The 16,122-nt window shown below is 38.2% G+C and carries 15 protein-coding genes; 12 read left to right on the top strand and 3 right to left on the bottom strand.

Features of this window, described 5'->3' with window-relative positions; genetic code table 11:
* Nucleotides 1-251: 251 nt before the first annotated feature.
* Both EAX61_RS15470 and EAX61_RS15465 read left to right on the top strand, forming a co-directional pair.
* Nucleotides 252-1,457 carry an NAD(P)-dependent oxidoreductase gene (locus tag EAX61_RS15470; protein WP_121918622.1) on the top strand — a complete coding sequence of 402 codons (1,206 nt, stop codon included), beginning with the start codon at nucleotides 252-254 and terminating at the stop codon, nucleotides 1,455-1,457.
* 71 nt (nucleotides 1,458-1,528) lie between these two features.
* Nucleotides 1,529-2,446 carry a TIGR01777 family oxidoreductase gene (locus EAX61_RS15465; RefSeq protein WP_121918621.1) on the top strand — a complete coding sequence of 306 codons (918 nt, stop codon included), beginning with the start codon at nucleotides 1,529-1,531 and terminating at the stop codon, nucleotides 2,444-2,446.
* Between the two features lie 52 nt (nucleotides 2,447-2,498).
* On the opposite strand, the gene EAX61_RS15460 is transcribed toward EAX61_RS15465, so the two are convergent.
* Complete coding sequence (locus EAX61_RS15460; protein ID WP_121918620.1) at nucleotides 2,499-3,164, bottom strand: YceI family protein; 666 nt, start codon at nucleotides 3,162-3,164, stop codon at nucleotides 2,499-2,501.
* A gap of 253 nt (nucleotides 3,165-3,417) precedes the next feature.
* On the opposite strand from EAX61_RS15460, the gene EAX61_RS15455 reads away from it, so the two are divergent.
* The 7 genes from EAX61_RS15455 to EAX61_RS15425 all read left to right on the top strand — a co-directional run bounded on the left by EAX61_RS15455 (nucleotide 3,418) and on the right by EAX61_RS15425 (nucleotide 10,692).
* Nucleotides 3,418-3,987 (top strand): nucleotide exchange factor GrpE, encoded by a 570-nt coding sequence (locus tag EAX61_RS15455; protein WP_121918619.1) that lies wholly within the window; start codon nucleotides 3,418-3,420, stop codon nucleotides 3,985-3,987.
* Between the two features lie 68 nt (nucleotides 3,988-4,055).
* Nucleotides 4,056-5,171: a molecular chaperone DnaJ gene (dnaJ, locus tag EAX61_RS15450; RefSeq protein WP_121918618.1), complete on the top strand. Its 1,116-nt coding sequence runs from the start codon at nucleotides 4,056-4,058 to the stop codon at nucleotides 5,169-5,171.
* Nucleotides 5,172-5,428: 257 nt separating this feature from the next.
* The gene (locus EAX61_RS15445) at nucleotides 5,429-6,364 is read left to right on the top strand and encodes an ABC transporter ATP-binding protein (protein WP_121918617.1); all 936 of its coding nucleotides are present in this window, start codon (nucleotides 5,429-5,431) and stop codon (nucleotides 6,362-6,364) included.
* Nucleotides 6,361-7,662 carry an ABC transporter permease gene (locus EAX61_RS15440; protein WP_121918616.1) on the top strand — a complete coding sequence of 434 codons (1,302 nt, stop codon included), beginning with the start codon at nucleotides 6,361-6,363 and terminating at the stop codon, nucleotides 7,660-7,662. The genes EAX61_RS15445 and EAX61_RS15440 overlap by 4 nt, the downstream gene beginning before the upstream one ends.
* Nucleotides 7,647-8,627 (top strand): mechanosensitive ion channel family protein, encoded by a 981-nt coding sequence (locus EAX61_RS15435; protein WP_121918615.1) that lies wholly within the window; start codon nucleotides 7,647-7,649, stop codon nucleotides 8,625-8,627. The genes EAX61_RS15440 and EAX61_RS15435 overlap by 16 nt, the downstream gene beginning before the upstream one ends.
* Complete coding sequence (locus EAX61_RS15430) at nucleotides 8,620-9,525, top strand: DUF6268 family outer membrane beta-barrel protein (RefSeq protein WP_121918614.1); 906 nt, start codon at nucleotides 8,620-8,622, stop codon at nucleotides 9,523-9,525. Before EAX61_RS15435 ends, EAX61_RS15430 begins: the two co-directional genes overlap by 8 nt.
* 3 nt (nucleotides 9,526-9,528) lie before the next feature.
* Complete coding sequence (locus EAX61_RS15425; protein WP_121918613.1) at nucleotides 9,529-10,692, top strand: sigma-54-dependent transcriptional regulator; 1,164 nt, start codon at nucleotides 9,529-9,531, stop codon at nucleotides 10,690-10,692.
* Nucleotides 10,693-10,777: 85 nt separating this feature from the next.
* Here EAX61_RS15425 and EAX61_RS15420 read toward each other — a convergent pair whose 3' ends face one another.
* On the bottom strand, nucleotides 10,778-11,716 hold the full coding sequence (locus EAX61_RS15420) for a T9SS type A sorting domain-containing protein (protein ID WP_121918612.1): 939 nt from the start codon (nucleotides 11,714-11,716) through the stop codon (nucleotides 10,778-10,780).
* A gap of 141 nt (nucleotides 11,717-11,857) precedes the next feature.
* Between EAX61_RS15420 and EAX61_RS15415 the strand changes: the two genes are divergently transcribed.
* Together EAX61_RS15415 and EAX61_RS15410 are read left to right on the top strand one after the other, a co-directional pair.
* Nucleotides 11,858-12,706, top strand: a complete 849-nt coding sequence (locus EAX61_RS15415) for a PPK2 family polyphosphate kinase (protein WP_236642066.1) — start codon at nucleotides 11,858-11,860, stop codon at nucleotides 12,704-12,706.
* Nucleotides 12,699-14,120, top strand: coding sequence for a M20/M25/M40 family metallo-hydrolase (locus EAX61_RS15410; RefSeq protein WP_121918610.1), 1,422 nt, complete (start codon nucleotides 12,699-12,701; stop codon nucleotides 14,118-14,120). The genes EAX61_RS15415 and EAX61_RS15410 overlap by 8 nt, the downstream gene beginning before the upstream one ends.
* On the opposite strand, the gene EAX61_RS15405 is transcribed toward EAX61_RS15410, so the two are convergent.
* On the bottom strand, nucleotides 14,117-14,500 hold the full coding sequence (locus tag EAX61_RS15405) for a hypothetical protein (protein WP_121918609.1): 384 nt from the start codon (nucleotides 14,498-14,500) through the stop codon (nucleotides 14,117-14,119). The two genes, EAX61_RS15410 and EAX61_RS15405, sit on opposite strands and share 4 nt — an antisense overlap.
* A gap of 148 nt (nucleotides 14,501-14,648) precedes the next feature.
* On the opposite strand from EAX61_RS15405, the gene EAX61_RS15400 reads away from it, so the two are divergent.
* Entirely contained in the window at nucleotides 14,649-16,010 is a 1,362-nt protein-coding gene (locus EAX61_RS15400) for an MATE family efflux transporter (RefSeq protein WP_121918608.1), read from the top strand.
* Nucleotides 16,011-16,122: the final 112 nt, after the last annotated feature.

Here is a 16,122-nt window from a genome sequence, read left to right as displayed (position 1 = left end):
AATAAATCGCGAAAGCGTAACCAAAACCAAAGATTTACAATTAATACTTTAATTAAAATTAGCAATCCAAGGTGTTTGAGAAAATCTGACGTCCCCTGAGCGAAGTCGAAGGGTAAGTCTCAATTCTATTAAAACCTCCAATTTTGCTTTCCAAAAGCAGAACCACAAATATATAACGAATCTATATCTTTGTTGTTAATTATAAGTCAAAACCTATACCAATTTTTCTGACTGTCAAAACTGCACACCCTATGAAATTTGCCATTATAAAAGAACGTAAAAATCCGCCAGATAGAAGAGTCGTTTTCTCACCCGAAAAATTGAGCGAGGCACGACAAAAATTTGGCGATGCAGATTTTATAGTCGAAAGTTCAGATATCAGGATTTTTCCTGATTTGGCATACACGGTAGATGGTTTTGATGTGGTAGACGATGTTTCAGATGCAGATGTAATGATAGGCGTGAAGGAAGTGCCCATAGAAGCTTTGATTCCTAATAAGAAATATTTCTTTTTTAGCCATACCATAAAGAAACAACCCTATAACCGCGACTTGCTCAAGGCAATGCTCGATAAGAACATCGAGATGTACGACCACGAAGTGATAACCAGAGCTTCGGGCGCAAGGTTGATAGGCTTTGGGCGTTATGCAGGCCTCGTTGGGGCATATAATGGTTTTAGGTTAATGGGAAAGCGCGATAGACTTTTTGATCTACCTAAAGTAGAAACCCTTGCAGACCTAGATGAGGTAAAACGCGAGCTCGATAAAATAGAATTGCCCACTATCAAAATCTGTCTATCGGGTACGGGTAAAGTAGCAAAGGGAGCCAAGGAAATCTTGGACCACCTTAATATTAAGGAAGTTCCAGATGGTGCGTACATGAAAAAGACTTTTGATGAGCCCGTGTATTGTCTTATAGATGTGCTTGAGTACAATAAACGCAAGGACGGAGGCAAAGGACTAAAAAGCGAATTTTACAAAGATCCGTCCGACTATGAGAGTGACTTTATGAAATATGCTCGAGTTACAGATTATTTTATCGCGGGACATTTCTATGGGGATGGAGCGCCTTATTTGTTTACAAGGGAAGATGCAAAACATCCCGACTTCAAGATCAATCTGGTAGCAGATGTTTCTTGCGATATTGACGGCCCCGTAGCGAGCACGATAAGACCTTCCACCATTGCAAATCCGTTTTATGGATATAATCCGCACACAGAAAAGGAGGACAATTGTAATAAGGAAGGAGTCATCGCGGTAATGGCGGTAGATAATTTACCCTGCGAATTGCCCAAAGACGCTAGCGAAGGTTTTGGCGAGATGTTCCTAAAATTCGTTATCCCCTCGTTCTTTAATAACGATAAGGACGGTATTTTAGAGCGTGCACGTATGACTCAAAACGGCAAACTCACGCCAAGGTATGCATACCTTCAAGATTACGTGGAGGGTAAAGAATAGCTGGCGTTAAAGTTGTTCTAAAGTGACGTAAGACTCATAATTTGAGCTGTATCTTTATAGGAAAACACGCTATGAAAGTCTTAATTACCGGAGCAACAGGTCTCGTAGGTACTTCATTAACTTCATTATGTCACGAGGAAGGGATAACGGTAAATTATCTCACAACATCTCAAGATAAAATAAAATCACAACCCAATTATCAAGGCTATCTCTGGAACCCGTCAGAGGGAGAACTGGATGAGCAATGTTTTGATGGTGTAGATGCCATTATTCACCTTTCTGGGGCTACCATTGCGCAGCGCTGGACAGACGAGAATAAAAAAATAATTAAGGATAGTCGAATAAAAAGTGCGCGATTGATTTTTGATGCGCTTTCGCGAAAGCGTAAAAACAACCTTCCCATTCCTGCTCACATCATATCTGCAAGCGCCATAGGTGGCTATCCATCTTCCCTCACAAAATATTATGATGAAAACTATCCAGACTACGCCGAAGGTTTTTTAGGAGAAGTCGTTCAGGAGTGGGAGGAAGTCATAGTTGAGTTTCAGAAACTGGATATGAAAACAGCCAGAGTGCGCACGGGTATTATTCTAGATAAAGAGGAAGGCGCATTACCCAAAATGATGCAACCCATAAAATATGGAGCGGGAGCACCACTAGGATCAGGCAAACAATGGCAATCGTGGATTCATATAGATGATATGAGTAGGATTTATTTTCATATCCTACAAAAAGGGTTAGCTGGAGTATATAATGGTGTAGCGCCAAACCCAGTTACAAATGAAAAACTTACAAAGACCATTGCAGAGACATTAAACAAGTCAATGTTTCTGCCTAACGTTCCTGAGTTTGCGCTTAAATTAATGCTAGGAGATATGGCTACAATAGTTTTGGAAAGCCAGAAAGTAAGTGCAGATAAGATTCGGGAAACAGGATTCGTCTTTGATCAGTCTAATATATCACACGCAATAGCAGAAATTCTAGCATAAAAAATCCGTCTCTAATTAGAGACGGATTTTTATAAATTATGACAAAATATTCTTAAGCTTTTGTTGCTTTTAGAGTTACTTGCAATTGGATATCATCATTAATGAACTTGTCTCCTAAATTTTCAAAAACAGACTTTGAATTATAATTAACGTTCCAATCTGTACGGTCTATAGTAAATGCTTTAGATCTTATTCCCATCATATCACTAGTTGTATCCATCTCTACAGGAAACTCGATATTTTTCTTAATCCCTTTAATTGTAAGATTACCTTGTAGCATTTTCATACCATCTTTTTCCGTAATTCCAGTTACTTCAAAGGCAGCTGTAGGGTATTGTGCTACATTAAAGAAATGGTCTTCCTTTCCTTCGGATGTGCCTTTTAAGTGGCTTTCTAGATCTTCTTTGCCTTCGCCAGGCTTAAGATCAGTAACCTCGATAGATGTCATATCTATAAGAAAAGTTCCAGAAACGTTATCTCCGTCCACATTTACTACACCACTCTCTATGGCGATCGTTCCAGAGTGTTCTCCTGTAGGCTTTTTACCTACCCATCTTATAGTAGACGCATCTGCATCTACCTTATACTTTACAGCTTCGGCTGTTACCTCTGCAACTGCCTTTGCATCTGTTCCTTCAGTTTCATTTTTTGCATCCTTACAAGCAACTGTAGATAGTGCAAGAGCGATTGCAAATACTCCTATAATTTGTTTTTTCATTTTAATGGTTTTAATTTATTAGAATGCAAAATTAATATTTAACAGTTATAGAGTTCTTAATGTTATATTAAATATTGCGTCTCTTGCGCTTTCGCGAAAGCATAATTAACACCCCCCATCTCTGCAAGACTTCTTGCTTTGTTAAGTGATGTCATAGGTAGAAGACGTTATCTTTTTCCAATGACATTTTGACATTTTATCTTAAATGGCAGTACTTTTGCCACCTGAATGAAAAATTGAATTATTGACCGATATGGCAACAGAAGATAACACACAAGAAGTAAACGATAAAGAATTACAAGACGCGGCACAGGATCAGCTTGTGCAGGAGGCAGATACAGATGAAAATCAGGCAGAAAGTAAAGACGAACGTACGGAGCTAGAAATTGCTCAAGACGAGCTCGCTGCCGAAAAGGATAAATTTTTACGTCTTTTTGCCGAATTTGAAAACTATAAGCGTCGTACTACAAAAGAACGTATAGAATTGTATAAGACAGCCGGACAAGAGGTAATTCAGTCTTTATTACCGGTGGTAGATGATTTTGATCGTGCTATGAATGAGATTGAGAAGGCAAAAGATAAGGAACTTGCTAAAGGAGTAGGTCTTATTGCCAGCAAGCTCAAAGAAACGCTCAAATCAAAAGGTCTCGAAGAAGTTTCTGTAAGATCAGGAGACACTTTTAATGCAGATATACACGAGGCAATTACACAAATTCCAGCGCCTAGTAAGAAGCTTAAAGGGAAAATCGTAGATGTCATTGAGAAGGGATACAAACTAGGAGACAAGGTAATTCGTTTTCCTAAAGTTGTTACTGGACAATAATTTGTAGCTCAACATTCTCAAAAGCATTAATATAATTTAAAAGTAACCCAGTTCAACTGGGCATCAAAATGAAAGAAGATTTTTACGACATATTAGGCATTTCTAAGGGTGCGTCTGCTGCAGAAATTAAGAAAGCTTATCGCAAGAAAGCGGTTCAATACCACCCAGATAAAAATCCCGGGGACGAGACGGCTGAAGCAAATTTTAAAAAAGCAGCTGAGGCTTATGAAGTTTTGAGCGACGATCAAAAGCGGGCACGCTATGACCAGTATGGACATCAGGCCTTTGAAGGTGGCGGTGGCTTCGGTGGCGGTGGTATGAATATGGACGACATATTTAGCCAGTTTGGAGATATTTTTGGTGGTGCATTTGGCGGTGGCGGTTTTGGCGGCGGCTTCGGAGGTGGAGGACAACGTCGTGTGAAGGGAAGCAACTTGCGTATACGTGTAAAACTCACGTTAGAAGAAATTGCAAACGGTGTTGAAAAAAAGATTAAAGTAAAACGTAAGAAACAAGCACCAGGAGTTACTTATAAAACGTGTACAACTTGTAACGGTGCTGGTCAGGTAACGAGAATACAAAATACCATTTTAGGTCGTATGCAAACGAGTGCTCCATGTACATCCTGCGGTGGTGCGGGACAAATGATGGATAAAAAGCCTGCTGGTGCAGATGCTCAAGGACTTATTATAGATGAGGAAACAGTAAGTATCAAGATTCCTGCTGGAGTGGTAGATGGTATGCAACTTAAGGTAACTGGAAAAGGAAATGAGGCCCCTGGAAATGGAATTGCAGGAGATTTACTTGTTGCTATCGAAGAGAAAGAGCATCCACAATTACAGCGCGAGGGTGATAATCTGCATTATGATCTTTACGTGAGCATAAGTGAGGCAGTACTAGGAACCTCTAAAGAAATAGAGACAGTAACTGGTAAAGTACGTATTAAGATAGAAGAAGGAGTACAGAGTGGTAAAATCTTGCGACTACGTGGTAAAGGTATCCCATCGATAAATGGATATGGTAAAGGAGACTTATTGGTACACGTAAATGTGTGGACACCTAAGACCTTAAATAAAGAGCAAAAGCAATTTTTTGAAAAAATGGCGAACGATGAAAACTTCTCTCCAAGCCCTGAGAATGATGATAAATCCTTCTTTGAGAAAGTAAAAGATATGTTTTCCTAAAATAAGTTTCAAATTTTATGAAACCATTGTTAAAGGGTTCATAAAAAAAAGTTATATTTGAATAACGTTAAACAATGTTTAGCGTTATTTTTCTTTTTCATAGCAATTTTTTTCCCATCCTAGGCTTCCGCTTAGGGTGGGTTTTGCTTTTATAGCATTCTGTTTCGTGCGGGATTATTTAATCTATCCTAAATTATTCGTAATGTTAAAGTTTCTGTACCCTCATATTCCTATCTTTAACCCACTAAAAAATGTCTATGAATGCATTACTTGTAGCAGATTCGGTTTCTAAAAAATTTGGAAATTTTACTGCTCTTAACGGAGTTTCCATAGCTGTACCTAAAGGAAGTATATTTGGACTTCTTGGTCCCAATGGAGCAGGAAAAACCACGCTTATCCGTATTATTAATCAAATCACGATGCCAGATACAGGTAGTGTTCTGTTAGATGGTCAACCTTTAGAACAACACCACATAAGCGATATAGGGTATATGCCAGAGGAGCGTGGACTTTATAAATCTATGAAAGTAGGAGAACAGGTACTCTATCTCGCTCAGCTCAAAGGGCTATCTAAAGAAAACGCAAATAAGCGAGCAAAATACTGGTTTGAGAAACTTGATATAGGCGCCTGGTGGAATAAAAAAATACAAGAGCTTTCTAAAGGACAAGCGCAGAAAATACAATTTGTGGTTACCGTAATGCACAACCCTAAGCTTCTCATTTTTGACGAACCATTTAGTGGTTTTGATCCTATTAATGCAAATTTAATTAAGGATGAAATCCTGCAGCTACGTGATGAGGGTGCTACTATCATCTTTAGCACGCACCGTATGGAGTCTGTAGAGGAGATGTGCGATCATATTGCATTGATTCATAAGTCTAATAAGGTGCTAGATGGTGAGATCACGACAATAAAACGCGAGTATAAGAACAATACTTTCGAGGTAGGGGTAGAGATGGAGGAGGCCGCTTTCGCGAAAGCGAGAACCCACCTTTCTCAAAAATTCAACATAAGTCCTGCTCATTTTAAATCGCTAAGTACAGATTTAAAATTAAAAATTGAAATAGGTGATAAAGCACAACCCAACGATTTATTTGCAGAGCTCAGGCAGTTTGGACAAATAAATCACTTTGTAGAGGTAATCCCAAGTGTGAATGACATATTTATTCAAACAGTAAATAAAAACGTATGAGTGTCTTACCTTTAATTATACGTAGAGAGTATATAGCGAGAGTGCGCAATAAGTCTTTTCTGATAATGACTTTTTTGAGTCCGCTTATATTAGTGGGGATGATAATGCTCATCACATATCTCACTCAGCTCAATAGCGATACAGAACGCACTATTGTGATTGTAGACGAGTCAGGGCTCTTTGATACTGAGTTTTTTAATACCGAACAAACTACTTACCTCAATATGAGCGCCCAAGGTCTGGAGGCTGGGAAAAGTATTGCTGCAAACGAGGGGTACTATGGTCTTATACATATACCGGCAAATCGTGACTTAATTGTAAATGGTGTTACCTTTTACGGAGATGAAACCCCATCTTTTACCCTTATAGGTGATGTTGAAAAACGACTTGAAAAGAAGCTTACAGATAAAAATCTTATAGACCAAGGAGTAGACTTAAATCTCATAGAAAGTTCAAAAACTGAAATAGAACTAACAATCGAAAATTTTTCTGGCGAGAAGTCGTCTAAGATGAGTAACTGGATTAAAGCAGCTTTCGGTGGTGCGGCCGGCTATTTACTGATGATGTTTATTATTATTTATGGTAATATGGTAATGCGTTCTGTTATAGAAGAAAAAACAAACCGTATTATCGAGGTCATTATATCTTCAGTAAAACCTTTCCAGCTTATGATGGGTAAAATATTAGGAACCACACTTGCTGGAATCACACAGTTTGCGATTTGGGTTGTCTTGGGAGCTGTTTTACTTACAGCCGTTAGTGCGATTTTTGGTATAGACGCGACAGGAAACCCTGCAGGAAATATGAGTCCAGAGGCTCAAGAAATTGCAAATAATCCAGATAAATTAGTGCAAATCATTGATGAGGTGCGCAATCTTCCTCTAACGCAACTGGTCATAGGATTTTTTGTTTACTTTATAGGAGGGTATTTTCTTTATAGTTCTATCTATGCAGCCATAGGCGCCGCGGTAGATAACGAGACAGATACTCAACAATTTATGCTCCCTATTATAATGCCGCTTATGTTGGCCATATATGTGGGATTCTTTGCGGTAATAGATAATCCTCACGGGACGGTAGCAACCATTTTTTCTATCATACCGCTTACATCTCCCATTGTGATGTTAATGCGTATTCCCTTTGACGTGCCCTTATGGCAACTTATATTATCGGTAAGCCTGCTAGTAGGATCTTTTATATTTACGGTGTGGTTTGGGTCAAAAATATATCGTGTAGGTATTTTAATGTATGGTAAGAAGCCAACTTATAAAGAGTTATTCAAATGGTTAAAATATTAGGTTTGCTTTTCTTGTTTCAGGAACAAGCAGTAGATAAGGTTAAAGAAGTCATTGAGGAAGATGTTTGGGGAATTATTAAAGATATCCTGGCATTTGAGGTCATAAGTACTGGCGAGGGAGAAAAGCATATAGGACTTACAGTTGGGCATTTATTACTCGTCGTTGTGGCATTTATGGTAGCGAGTTTTGTGCTACGATGGATTAGACAGATTTACACTCGTAAAATGGAGGGTGATGATAAGCTCAAATTTGTGAGCGTTTTTAAGTTTATAAAATACATCGTTTACATTATTGTCATATTGCTTACGATGAGCGCTTCAGGTATTAACATAACCGTATTAATAACAGCATCTGCGGCATTATTTGTAGGTTTAGGACTAGCGTTGCAAGAAATTTTTCAAGATGTAATAGGTGGGATTTTAATAATGGTAGATAAGAGTATTACTGCTGGAGATATTATAGAAACTGATGGTCGTGTAGGTCGAGTTTTTGAAATTAAATTGAGAACAACACGAGCATTAACACGAGACGATAAAGTGATTATAATACCTAATCATAAATTTATAACAGATACCGTTTATAATTATACTCAAAATCATAAAACTACCAGAGAGAGCGTTCAGGTAGGGGTAGCATATGGAAGTGATACGAGAAAAGTGGAAGAAATATTACTTAAATGTGCAGCTGCTCAAAAAGAAATAATGAAACATCCTAAACCATTTGTGCTTTTTGAAAACTTTGGTGACTCATCGCTGGACTTTGGGATCTATTTTTTTGTGACAAATAGTTTCGTTGACCCAAGAATAAAAAGTGCGTTGCGTTTTTGTATAGATAATAGCTTTCGCGAAAACGGAATTACCATTCCTTTCCCACAACGCGATGTTCATTTTTTTAATCCGAATCATACACCTTTGCCAGGAGCAGAAATTCAGGTAAATCCTAAAAATGACTTACTTGATGATTAAAAAAGTCTGTGTATTTCTACTTGTTCTTTTCATCTTTTCTGAGGGCTTTGCACAGCTTACAGATTTAGCTCGTCTAGAATACACTTATTTTCCTCAAGAATCATCTGATAACTCTTTCAGGAGATTCAGGACTTTTGTAAATGTTCCTTTTAAAGTGGGTGAGGATCGTTATTTGGTTCCTGGATTTGAGTATCGTAACGTAAATCTTAAGTTTAACGATAATGTTCCTTTTAGTAAGGAAAATCTTGATAGATTTCAATCGTTTAAAATAAGTCTGGGCTATACATTTAAAATGAGTGAAGATTGGCGTTTTGGTGCTCAGGGAGCAGTGAGAGCAACATCTAATTTCAGTCAGCCCGGAGGAGGTTTTATAAGCGATGATATACTTTACACAGGTGGAGTTTACTTTATAAAAGATAGGACCGATGAACGAGCGTCAAAACCTTGGCGTCTTATCATGGGCGCTCAATATAACACAGCCTCGGGGCGTCCTTTTCCACTACCTTTTATTAATTATTACAGAGAGTTTCATCCCGACTGGTCGTACACCGTTGGAATTCCTAAGATGAATCTCAGAAGGTATTTAGGCTCTAAGAATCAGCACGTGCTTCAAGCTTTTATTACACTCGATGGTTTTTTTGCAAATATTCAAGAAAATACAGAGTTAATACCTCAAGGAAATGGAAATGCCGCTATCGCAGAAAATATATCAATGACTATAGTGCTATCAGGATTGGGGTACGAGTATCAATTTACAAAGCACTTGGTGTTTTATGTTTATGCTGGATACACCGTACTTAATGATATACGGTTAAGGGACGCAAACGACGACGATATTTTTACGATAAATGATAAAAATTCATTTTACGCCCGTTCTGGGTTAAAATTTAAAATATAAGCTATGCCTAAGATACTGATTATAGAAGATGAAGCCGCAATACGAAGAGTGCTTACAAAAATTCTTTCGGAAGAGAGTAAAGACTATGAAGTAGAGGAAGCTCAGGATGGTCTGGAAGGAATAAATAAAATTAAGGAAGGTGATTATGACCTTGTACTTTGTGATATCAAAATGCCTAAAATGGATGGTGTGGAAGTACTAGAAGCAGCTCGTAAGTTAAAACCAGAAGTGCCTATGGTGATGATATCTGGTCACGGAGATCTTGATACCGCTGTAAATACCATGCGCTTAGGTGCCTTTGACTACATTTCGAAACCACCTGACCTCAATAGATTACTCAACACAGTAAGAAATGCCTTAGACAGAAAACACCTTGTCGTTGAGAATACAATGCTTAAGAAGAAAGTAAGCAAGAAATATGAGATGATAGGTGAAAGTCCTTCTATTGCTCAAATAAAGGATATGATCGAGAAAGTAGCTGCAACAGATGCTAGAGTCCTTATTACGGGGCCTAATGGTACTGGAAAAGAACTAGTTGCCCATTGGCTACACGAGAAGAGTGACCGTTCTAAAGGTGCACTTATTGAAGTAAATTGTGCTGCAATACCATCTGAGCTTATTGAGAGTGAGCTATTTGGTCACGTAAAAGGTGCATTTACCAGCGCAAATAAGGACAGAGCAGGAAAATTTGAAGCAGCAAATGGAGGTACTATATTCTTAGATGAAATAGGCGATATGAGTCTTTCTGCTCAAGCAAAGGTATTAAGAGCTCTGCAAGAAAGCAGAGTACAGCGTGTAGGTAGTGATAAGGACATTAAAGTTGATGTTCGGGTAGTCGCGGCCACAAATAAAAATTTAAAGAAAGAAATTGCAGAAGGACGATTTAGAGAAGATTTATATCATCGTCTCGCAGTAATTCTTATTAAGGTGCCTGCACTTAACGATAGACGAGAGGATATTCCTTTACTCATTGCTCATTTTGCAAACAAAATCTCACAAGAGCAAGGAACAGTAATCAAGAGCTTCTCCGAAAAAGCCATAAAACAACTGCAAGAGTATGACTGGACTGGGAATATAAGAGAGTTACGCAACGTTGTGGAGCGACTCATCATTTTAAGTGGACCGGAGGTTACAGATAAGGATGTTACCATGTTTGCAAGTAAGTAAAAATAACCGAACGCTCCTTAAATCAAATAAAAAAGGCTACCTGCAATTGCAGATAGCCTTTTTCTATATTATTCCACTAAGAAATTTAGTTTTTAATAAACTTAATCACAGTTGAACCTTGATTAGATGAAATCTCAGCAAAGTAGATGCCAGATGGCAATTTGGTGGAGTTCAATGTGCCGTTAACTCCTTCGATCGTAGTAGAAAGAACTTGTTGTCCAGCAACATTAATAACACTAATATTTAGTCGACCAAAACTTCTTGACGAAGAAATGTTTAGATCACCATTTGTAGGGTTTGGATACACAGAAATATTATCTGCTAATACATTATCAGTTACTGATAATTCTTGATCATCACGCAAGGTAAAGGCAAAACTAGGAAATGAAGCATCTATCAAAGTGCTTATGTTAGACCAAGATGTAAATCCACCAGCAAAGACATCATCTGGATCAATGAGAACCGGTTCTGTGCCAGTATTTGCGGCAGATGATGCTAACCAGTTCCAGCGGTTTGCTCCTGCAGTGTCAAAAGTTTCATCTACATTTGGAAAAACAGCAAGCCAATAAACACCAGCATCTAATGATAATGGTGTACCACCATTTGCCTCTGTAAGGTTTATATTAATAAAATCTGCTAAACGGCTATCATCAGCCTCTACAAGTTCAAATGAAGATGAGGGTATATTAGAAAGTTCAATTACGCCAGTACCATCTTGAGAAGGGTCTCCAGCAGGAAGGCCATTGTCATCTTCGTAAATGTAAACACTAATACCCGTAAGGGCCGTAAAATCTGATGTTGGGTTAGCATTGGAACCTGTAAAACCATAAACGTCGAGAGATCCCAACATCGTGGTCTCTGTGAGTTCAAAATCATCAGCACAGTAAACACCAACGTCGTTATTTCCTTCAAATGATATGAGGCCCGTAGCCCCAGTATCCACAGGTTGATCGACGATAATATCTTGAGCCGTACATACAGCTCCCGTCAATAATAAAAATAGTGATAAAGTAATTTTTTTCATAATTTATATATTTTGTTGTTAGATTTTAATAAATATATTGAATTGTATTAAAGATTTACTCTTTATTATTAAAATTTTCTGAATTCAATATAAACCTAATTTAAATACTAGCTCTATATTGTAAAAAAAATGGTCAAAGCAATGAATAAAAAAGTTTCGCTTAAAACTCTACAAACGAATCCTCCTGAAGCGTTTGAAAAAGAAGAACTGGAAAAAAAGCTCAAAAAAATCAGAAAAAAACTAGGTAAACTTCAAGACACGCTTTATGCTCACGACAAGTATAGTGTCCTAGTGTGCCTACAAGGGATGGATACTTCTGGAAAAGATAGTTTAATACGTGAGGTATTTAAAGATTTTAATGCGCGCGGTGTTGTAGTACATAGTTTTAAAGTGCCTACAGAGTTAGAAAAAAGTCACGATTACTTATGGAGACATTATATAGCATTGCCCGAACGTGGGAAATTCGGTGTTCACAATAGGACACATTACGAGAATGTTTTAGTTACAAGGGTTCATCCTGAGTATATTTTAGGAGAAAGTCTTCCTGGCATAAATAGTATAGATGATGTTAACGATGCATTTTGGGACAAACGCTTTGAGCAGATAAATAATTTTGAAAAACATCTCGCTGACAATGGAACTATAATCTTTAAATTTTTTCTTCATCTTTCTAAGGATGAACAAAAGAATAGGCTACTACGTAGATTAAATAAAAAAGAGAAAAATTGGAAATTTTCAGCGGGTGATTTAAAAGAACGCAAACACTGGGATGATTATCAAAAGTACTATGAGGAAGCCATAAATCGTACGTCAAAACCCCACGCACCTTGGTATGTTATTCCAGCAGATAATAAACCGGCCGCGCGATTAATGGTCGCATCTACCTTATTAGAAGCGCTAAGTAAATATGAAGATATTCAGGAGCCAGAACTGGATGATAAAACAAAAGCAAATATCGACCTTTACAAGAAACAACTTAATAATGAATAAAGTACTCAAACACTTTTTACTATTCCTATTTCTTTTAGGAGGTTACGCTTTCGCGAAAGCGCAACAAGACTCCATTCAAATCCGTAAAATATACGATGAAGCCTTAAAAAATGGGCATAGTTATCAATGGCTAGACTACTTATCTAATCAAATAGGATCTAGACTAAGCGGAAGCTCCGGTGCAGAAGAGGCTGTACAATGGACCAAAGAACAGCTGGATAGTATAGGGCTGGACAAAGTCTGGTTACAACCCGTGATGGTACCCAAGTGGGTAAGAGGTACGCCAGAATATGCATTTATAGAATCAGGGCTAGGGAACACTACCCAAGTACCTATTTGCGCACTCGGAGGATCTGTAGCGACACCTAATGGAGGTATAAAAGCCCAAGTAGTAGAAGTTCAGGGAATCGAGGAGTTAAAGCAATTAGGAATTGAGGTGGTAAAAGATAAAATTGTCTTTTTTAATAGACCGATGCAAGATGAATTAATTCTCACCTTTCAGGCTTACGGAGGATGCGTAGACCAGCGATATGCTGGGGCAATGGAAGCTGCAAAATTAGGCGCAGCAGGAGTATTAGTACGTTCTGTAACACATAGTATTGATGACTACCCACATACGGGCTCAATGTCTTATGGTGATCTTCCTAACTCAAAACGAATCCCAGCTGCCGCTATAAGTACTAAGGGAGCAGAGCTGCTCAGCACATTGTTAAAGCTCAATAAAGAAACAAAGTTTTTTTACAGTATGTCTTGTAAAAATTATGCAGATGTACAATCCTACAATGTTATAGGAGAAATTACAGGAACACAGTTTTCAGATAAATTTATGGTTGTAGGAGGACATTTAGATTCTTGGGATCTTGGAGATGGCTCCCACGATGATGGTGCTGGAGTGGTACAAAGTATGGAGGTGCTTAGACTAATGAAAGCAGTAGGATATCGACCCAAGCATAGCATACGCGTGGTCTTGTTTATGAATGAAGAAAATGGTTTACGTGGCGGTAATAAATATGCGGCGGTAGCCCGTGCCAAAGGAGAAAAACACGTCTTTGCCCTAGAGAGTGATTCTGGAGGATTTACGCCTCGCGGATTTTCTTTTGATAGTGACGACCGTAATTTTAACCTAGTACTACAATGGAAAACACTTTTTGAACCATACCTAATTCACTCATTTACGAGAGGAGGTAGTGGAGCAGACATTGGGCCACTTAAGGGAGATGGAACGGTATTAGCCGGATTGAGACCTGACTCGCAACGATATTTTGATTATCACCACGCTGCAAATGACACGTTTGATGCTGTAAATAAAAGGGAATTAGAGCTCGGAGCTGCAACTATGACCAGTCTGGTTTACTTAATGGATAACTATATTATGAAGCCCGCTCAAATAATTGAAGCACCTCTTAAGGATTAAGACTTGTCTAGGAGGCCTTTGTTTTGATAGCGTTTAATGCCTCTTGCAATCATATCCGTAATGGAGTTTTTGAGATTGTCATCTACTTTCTTGAAGTGAAAACAACTTTTTCCTTTCAAACACTTACGTAGCTCTGGAGCAATGTCATTAAAGGCTTCAGCGTCTGTGTATATGGGAAAAAAGTAAAGCCTTGTGTCTTTAGGTTTCGGAATAACTGACGCAAAATAAAAACCGTCTACTTTTTGTTTTCCTTGCATTGTCGGGATGGTACCAGATACTTCCATACCGCTGCTATCGTCTTTGCGCAATTTTAGAGGTCCTAGATGTTTTTTTAAAATAGCTCTTAACGAGAGATCAATTTCTATAGGGTTAGTTAGCATGTAAGTTCAGTTGTTTAATGATATTCAAGATACAGAAAAGTCGTGATTAGAGTGCATTAAAATACTAAGGGATAAAGTACTTTTGCTCTGCTTCTAAATGAATGATGTCATATATACGCTTTCGCGAAAGCGTAATAATTACTGGTTAATGCAATTTTCTAAATACACCAAAGAGTTTCGTACTAATACCATAATTGCTCTACCTATAATGCTGGGGCAGTTAGGTCATATCCTTGTTGCGCTGGCAGATAATCTCATGGTGGGACAATTAGGTGCGGCACAACTTGCTGCTGTGAGTTTAGGAAACAGTCTAGTATTTATTGCACTTTCCTTAGGAATAGGATTCTCATTTGCTATAACGCCCTTAGTTGCAGAAGCAGATGGTGCGGCAGATATAGAGAAAGGTAGACTTCATTTTCATCATGGAGTGATTATGTGTGCCGTAAATGGATTGTTGCTTTTTGTGATACTGCTTCTCGCAAAGCCCATTTTATATATGCTCGATCAGCCTGAGGAAGTGGTGGCTCTTGCCATTCCCTACCTTGAAATTGTAGCGTTATCTATGATTCCATTAATGATTTTTCAGGGATTCAAACAATTTGCAGATGGACTTTCACAGACGAGACCCGCAATGTACGCTACGCTTCTGGCAAATATTGTCAACGTAATTTTTAATTACATTCTCATTTACGGAATATGGGGTTTCCCAAGACTTGAAGTAGAGGGAGCTGCGTGGGGTACTTTGATTTCTAGGTTTTTTATGGTCGTATTGTTAGTTGTAATGCTTAGAAAACAAGAGAAGTTTGCGTCTTATTTTTATTGGGGTAATAATGAACATATAAGACTTGAGGAGTTTAAAGTACTTTTCAAATTAGGGTTTCCTACGGCTTTACAGATGCTTTTTGAAGTAGCAATTTTTACAGCTGCTATATTTTTATCTGGTATTTTAGGCACAAATGCCCAAGCAGCAAACCAAATCGCATTAAACCTTGCCTCTATGACATTTATGATTGCGGTAGGGCTTGGCGTTACAGCTACAATTAGGGTAGGAAATCAAAAGGGTAAAGGAGATTTTATTAATCTGCGCCGTATCGCTTTTTCTATCTTTTTGCAAGTTTTCCTTATCGAGGCTTTATTTGCAGTAGGTTTTATTTTACTTAAAGATTTTCTTCCTCCATTTTATATTGATAACCCAGAAGTGATACTTCTTGCCTCACAACTACTTGTGGTTGCTGCACTATTCCAATTAAGTGATGGTATACAAGTTACCATACTTGGGGCGCTCAGAGGACTTCAAGATGTAAATATTCCTACAGCTATCTGTTTTGTAGCTTATTGGATTATAGGATTTCCCGTGAGTTGGTATTTAGGTAAAGCAAAGCAGTTAGGTAGTCAGGGAATATGGTTAGGTCTTTTGGCTGGGCTCACAGTCTCTGCTATATTGATGTACTGGCGATTTAATTACTTAACTAAGAAGCTCATCATTAAAAATCAAAAGAGGCTGTCTTAAAAGGCAGTCTCTTTTTTTTGAATACTTTTCAGTATTTCGTATCTTCATGGTATGAAAGCCAGTCCTGTCTGGAAGACCAACAACCAGTCCCAGTTGAGTCTTCTCCCACCAA

This window comes from Dokdonia sinensis, from assembly GCF_003688895.1.
Classification (GTDB): domain Bacteria; phylum Bacteroidota; class Bacteroidia; order Flavobacteriales; family Flavobacteriaceae; genus Dokdonia; species Dokdonia sinensis.
The sequence above is the reverse complement of the archived record's forward strand: the minus strand, read 5'-3'. Positions and strand labels throughout refer to the sequence as shown.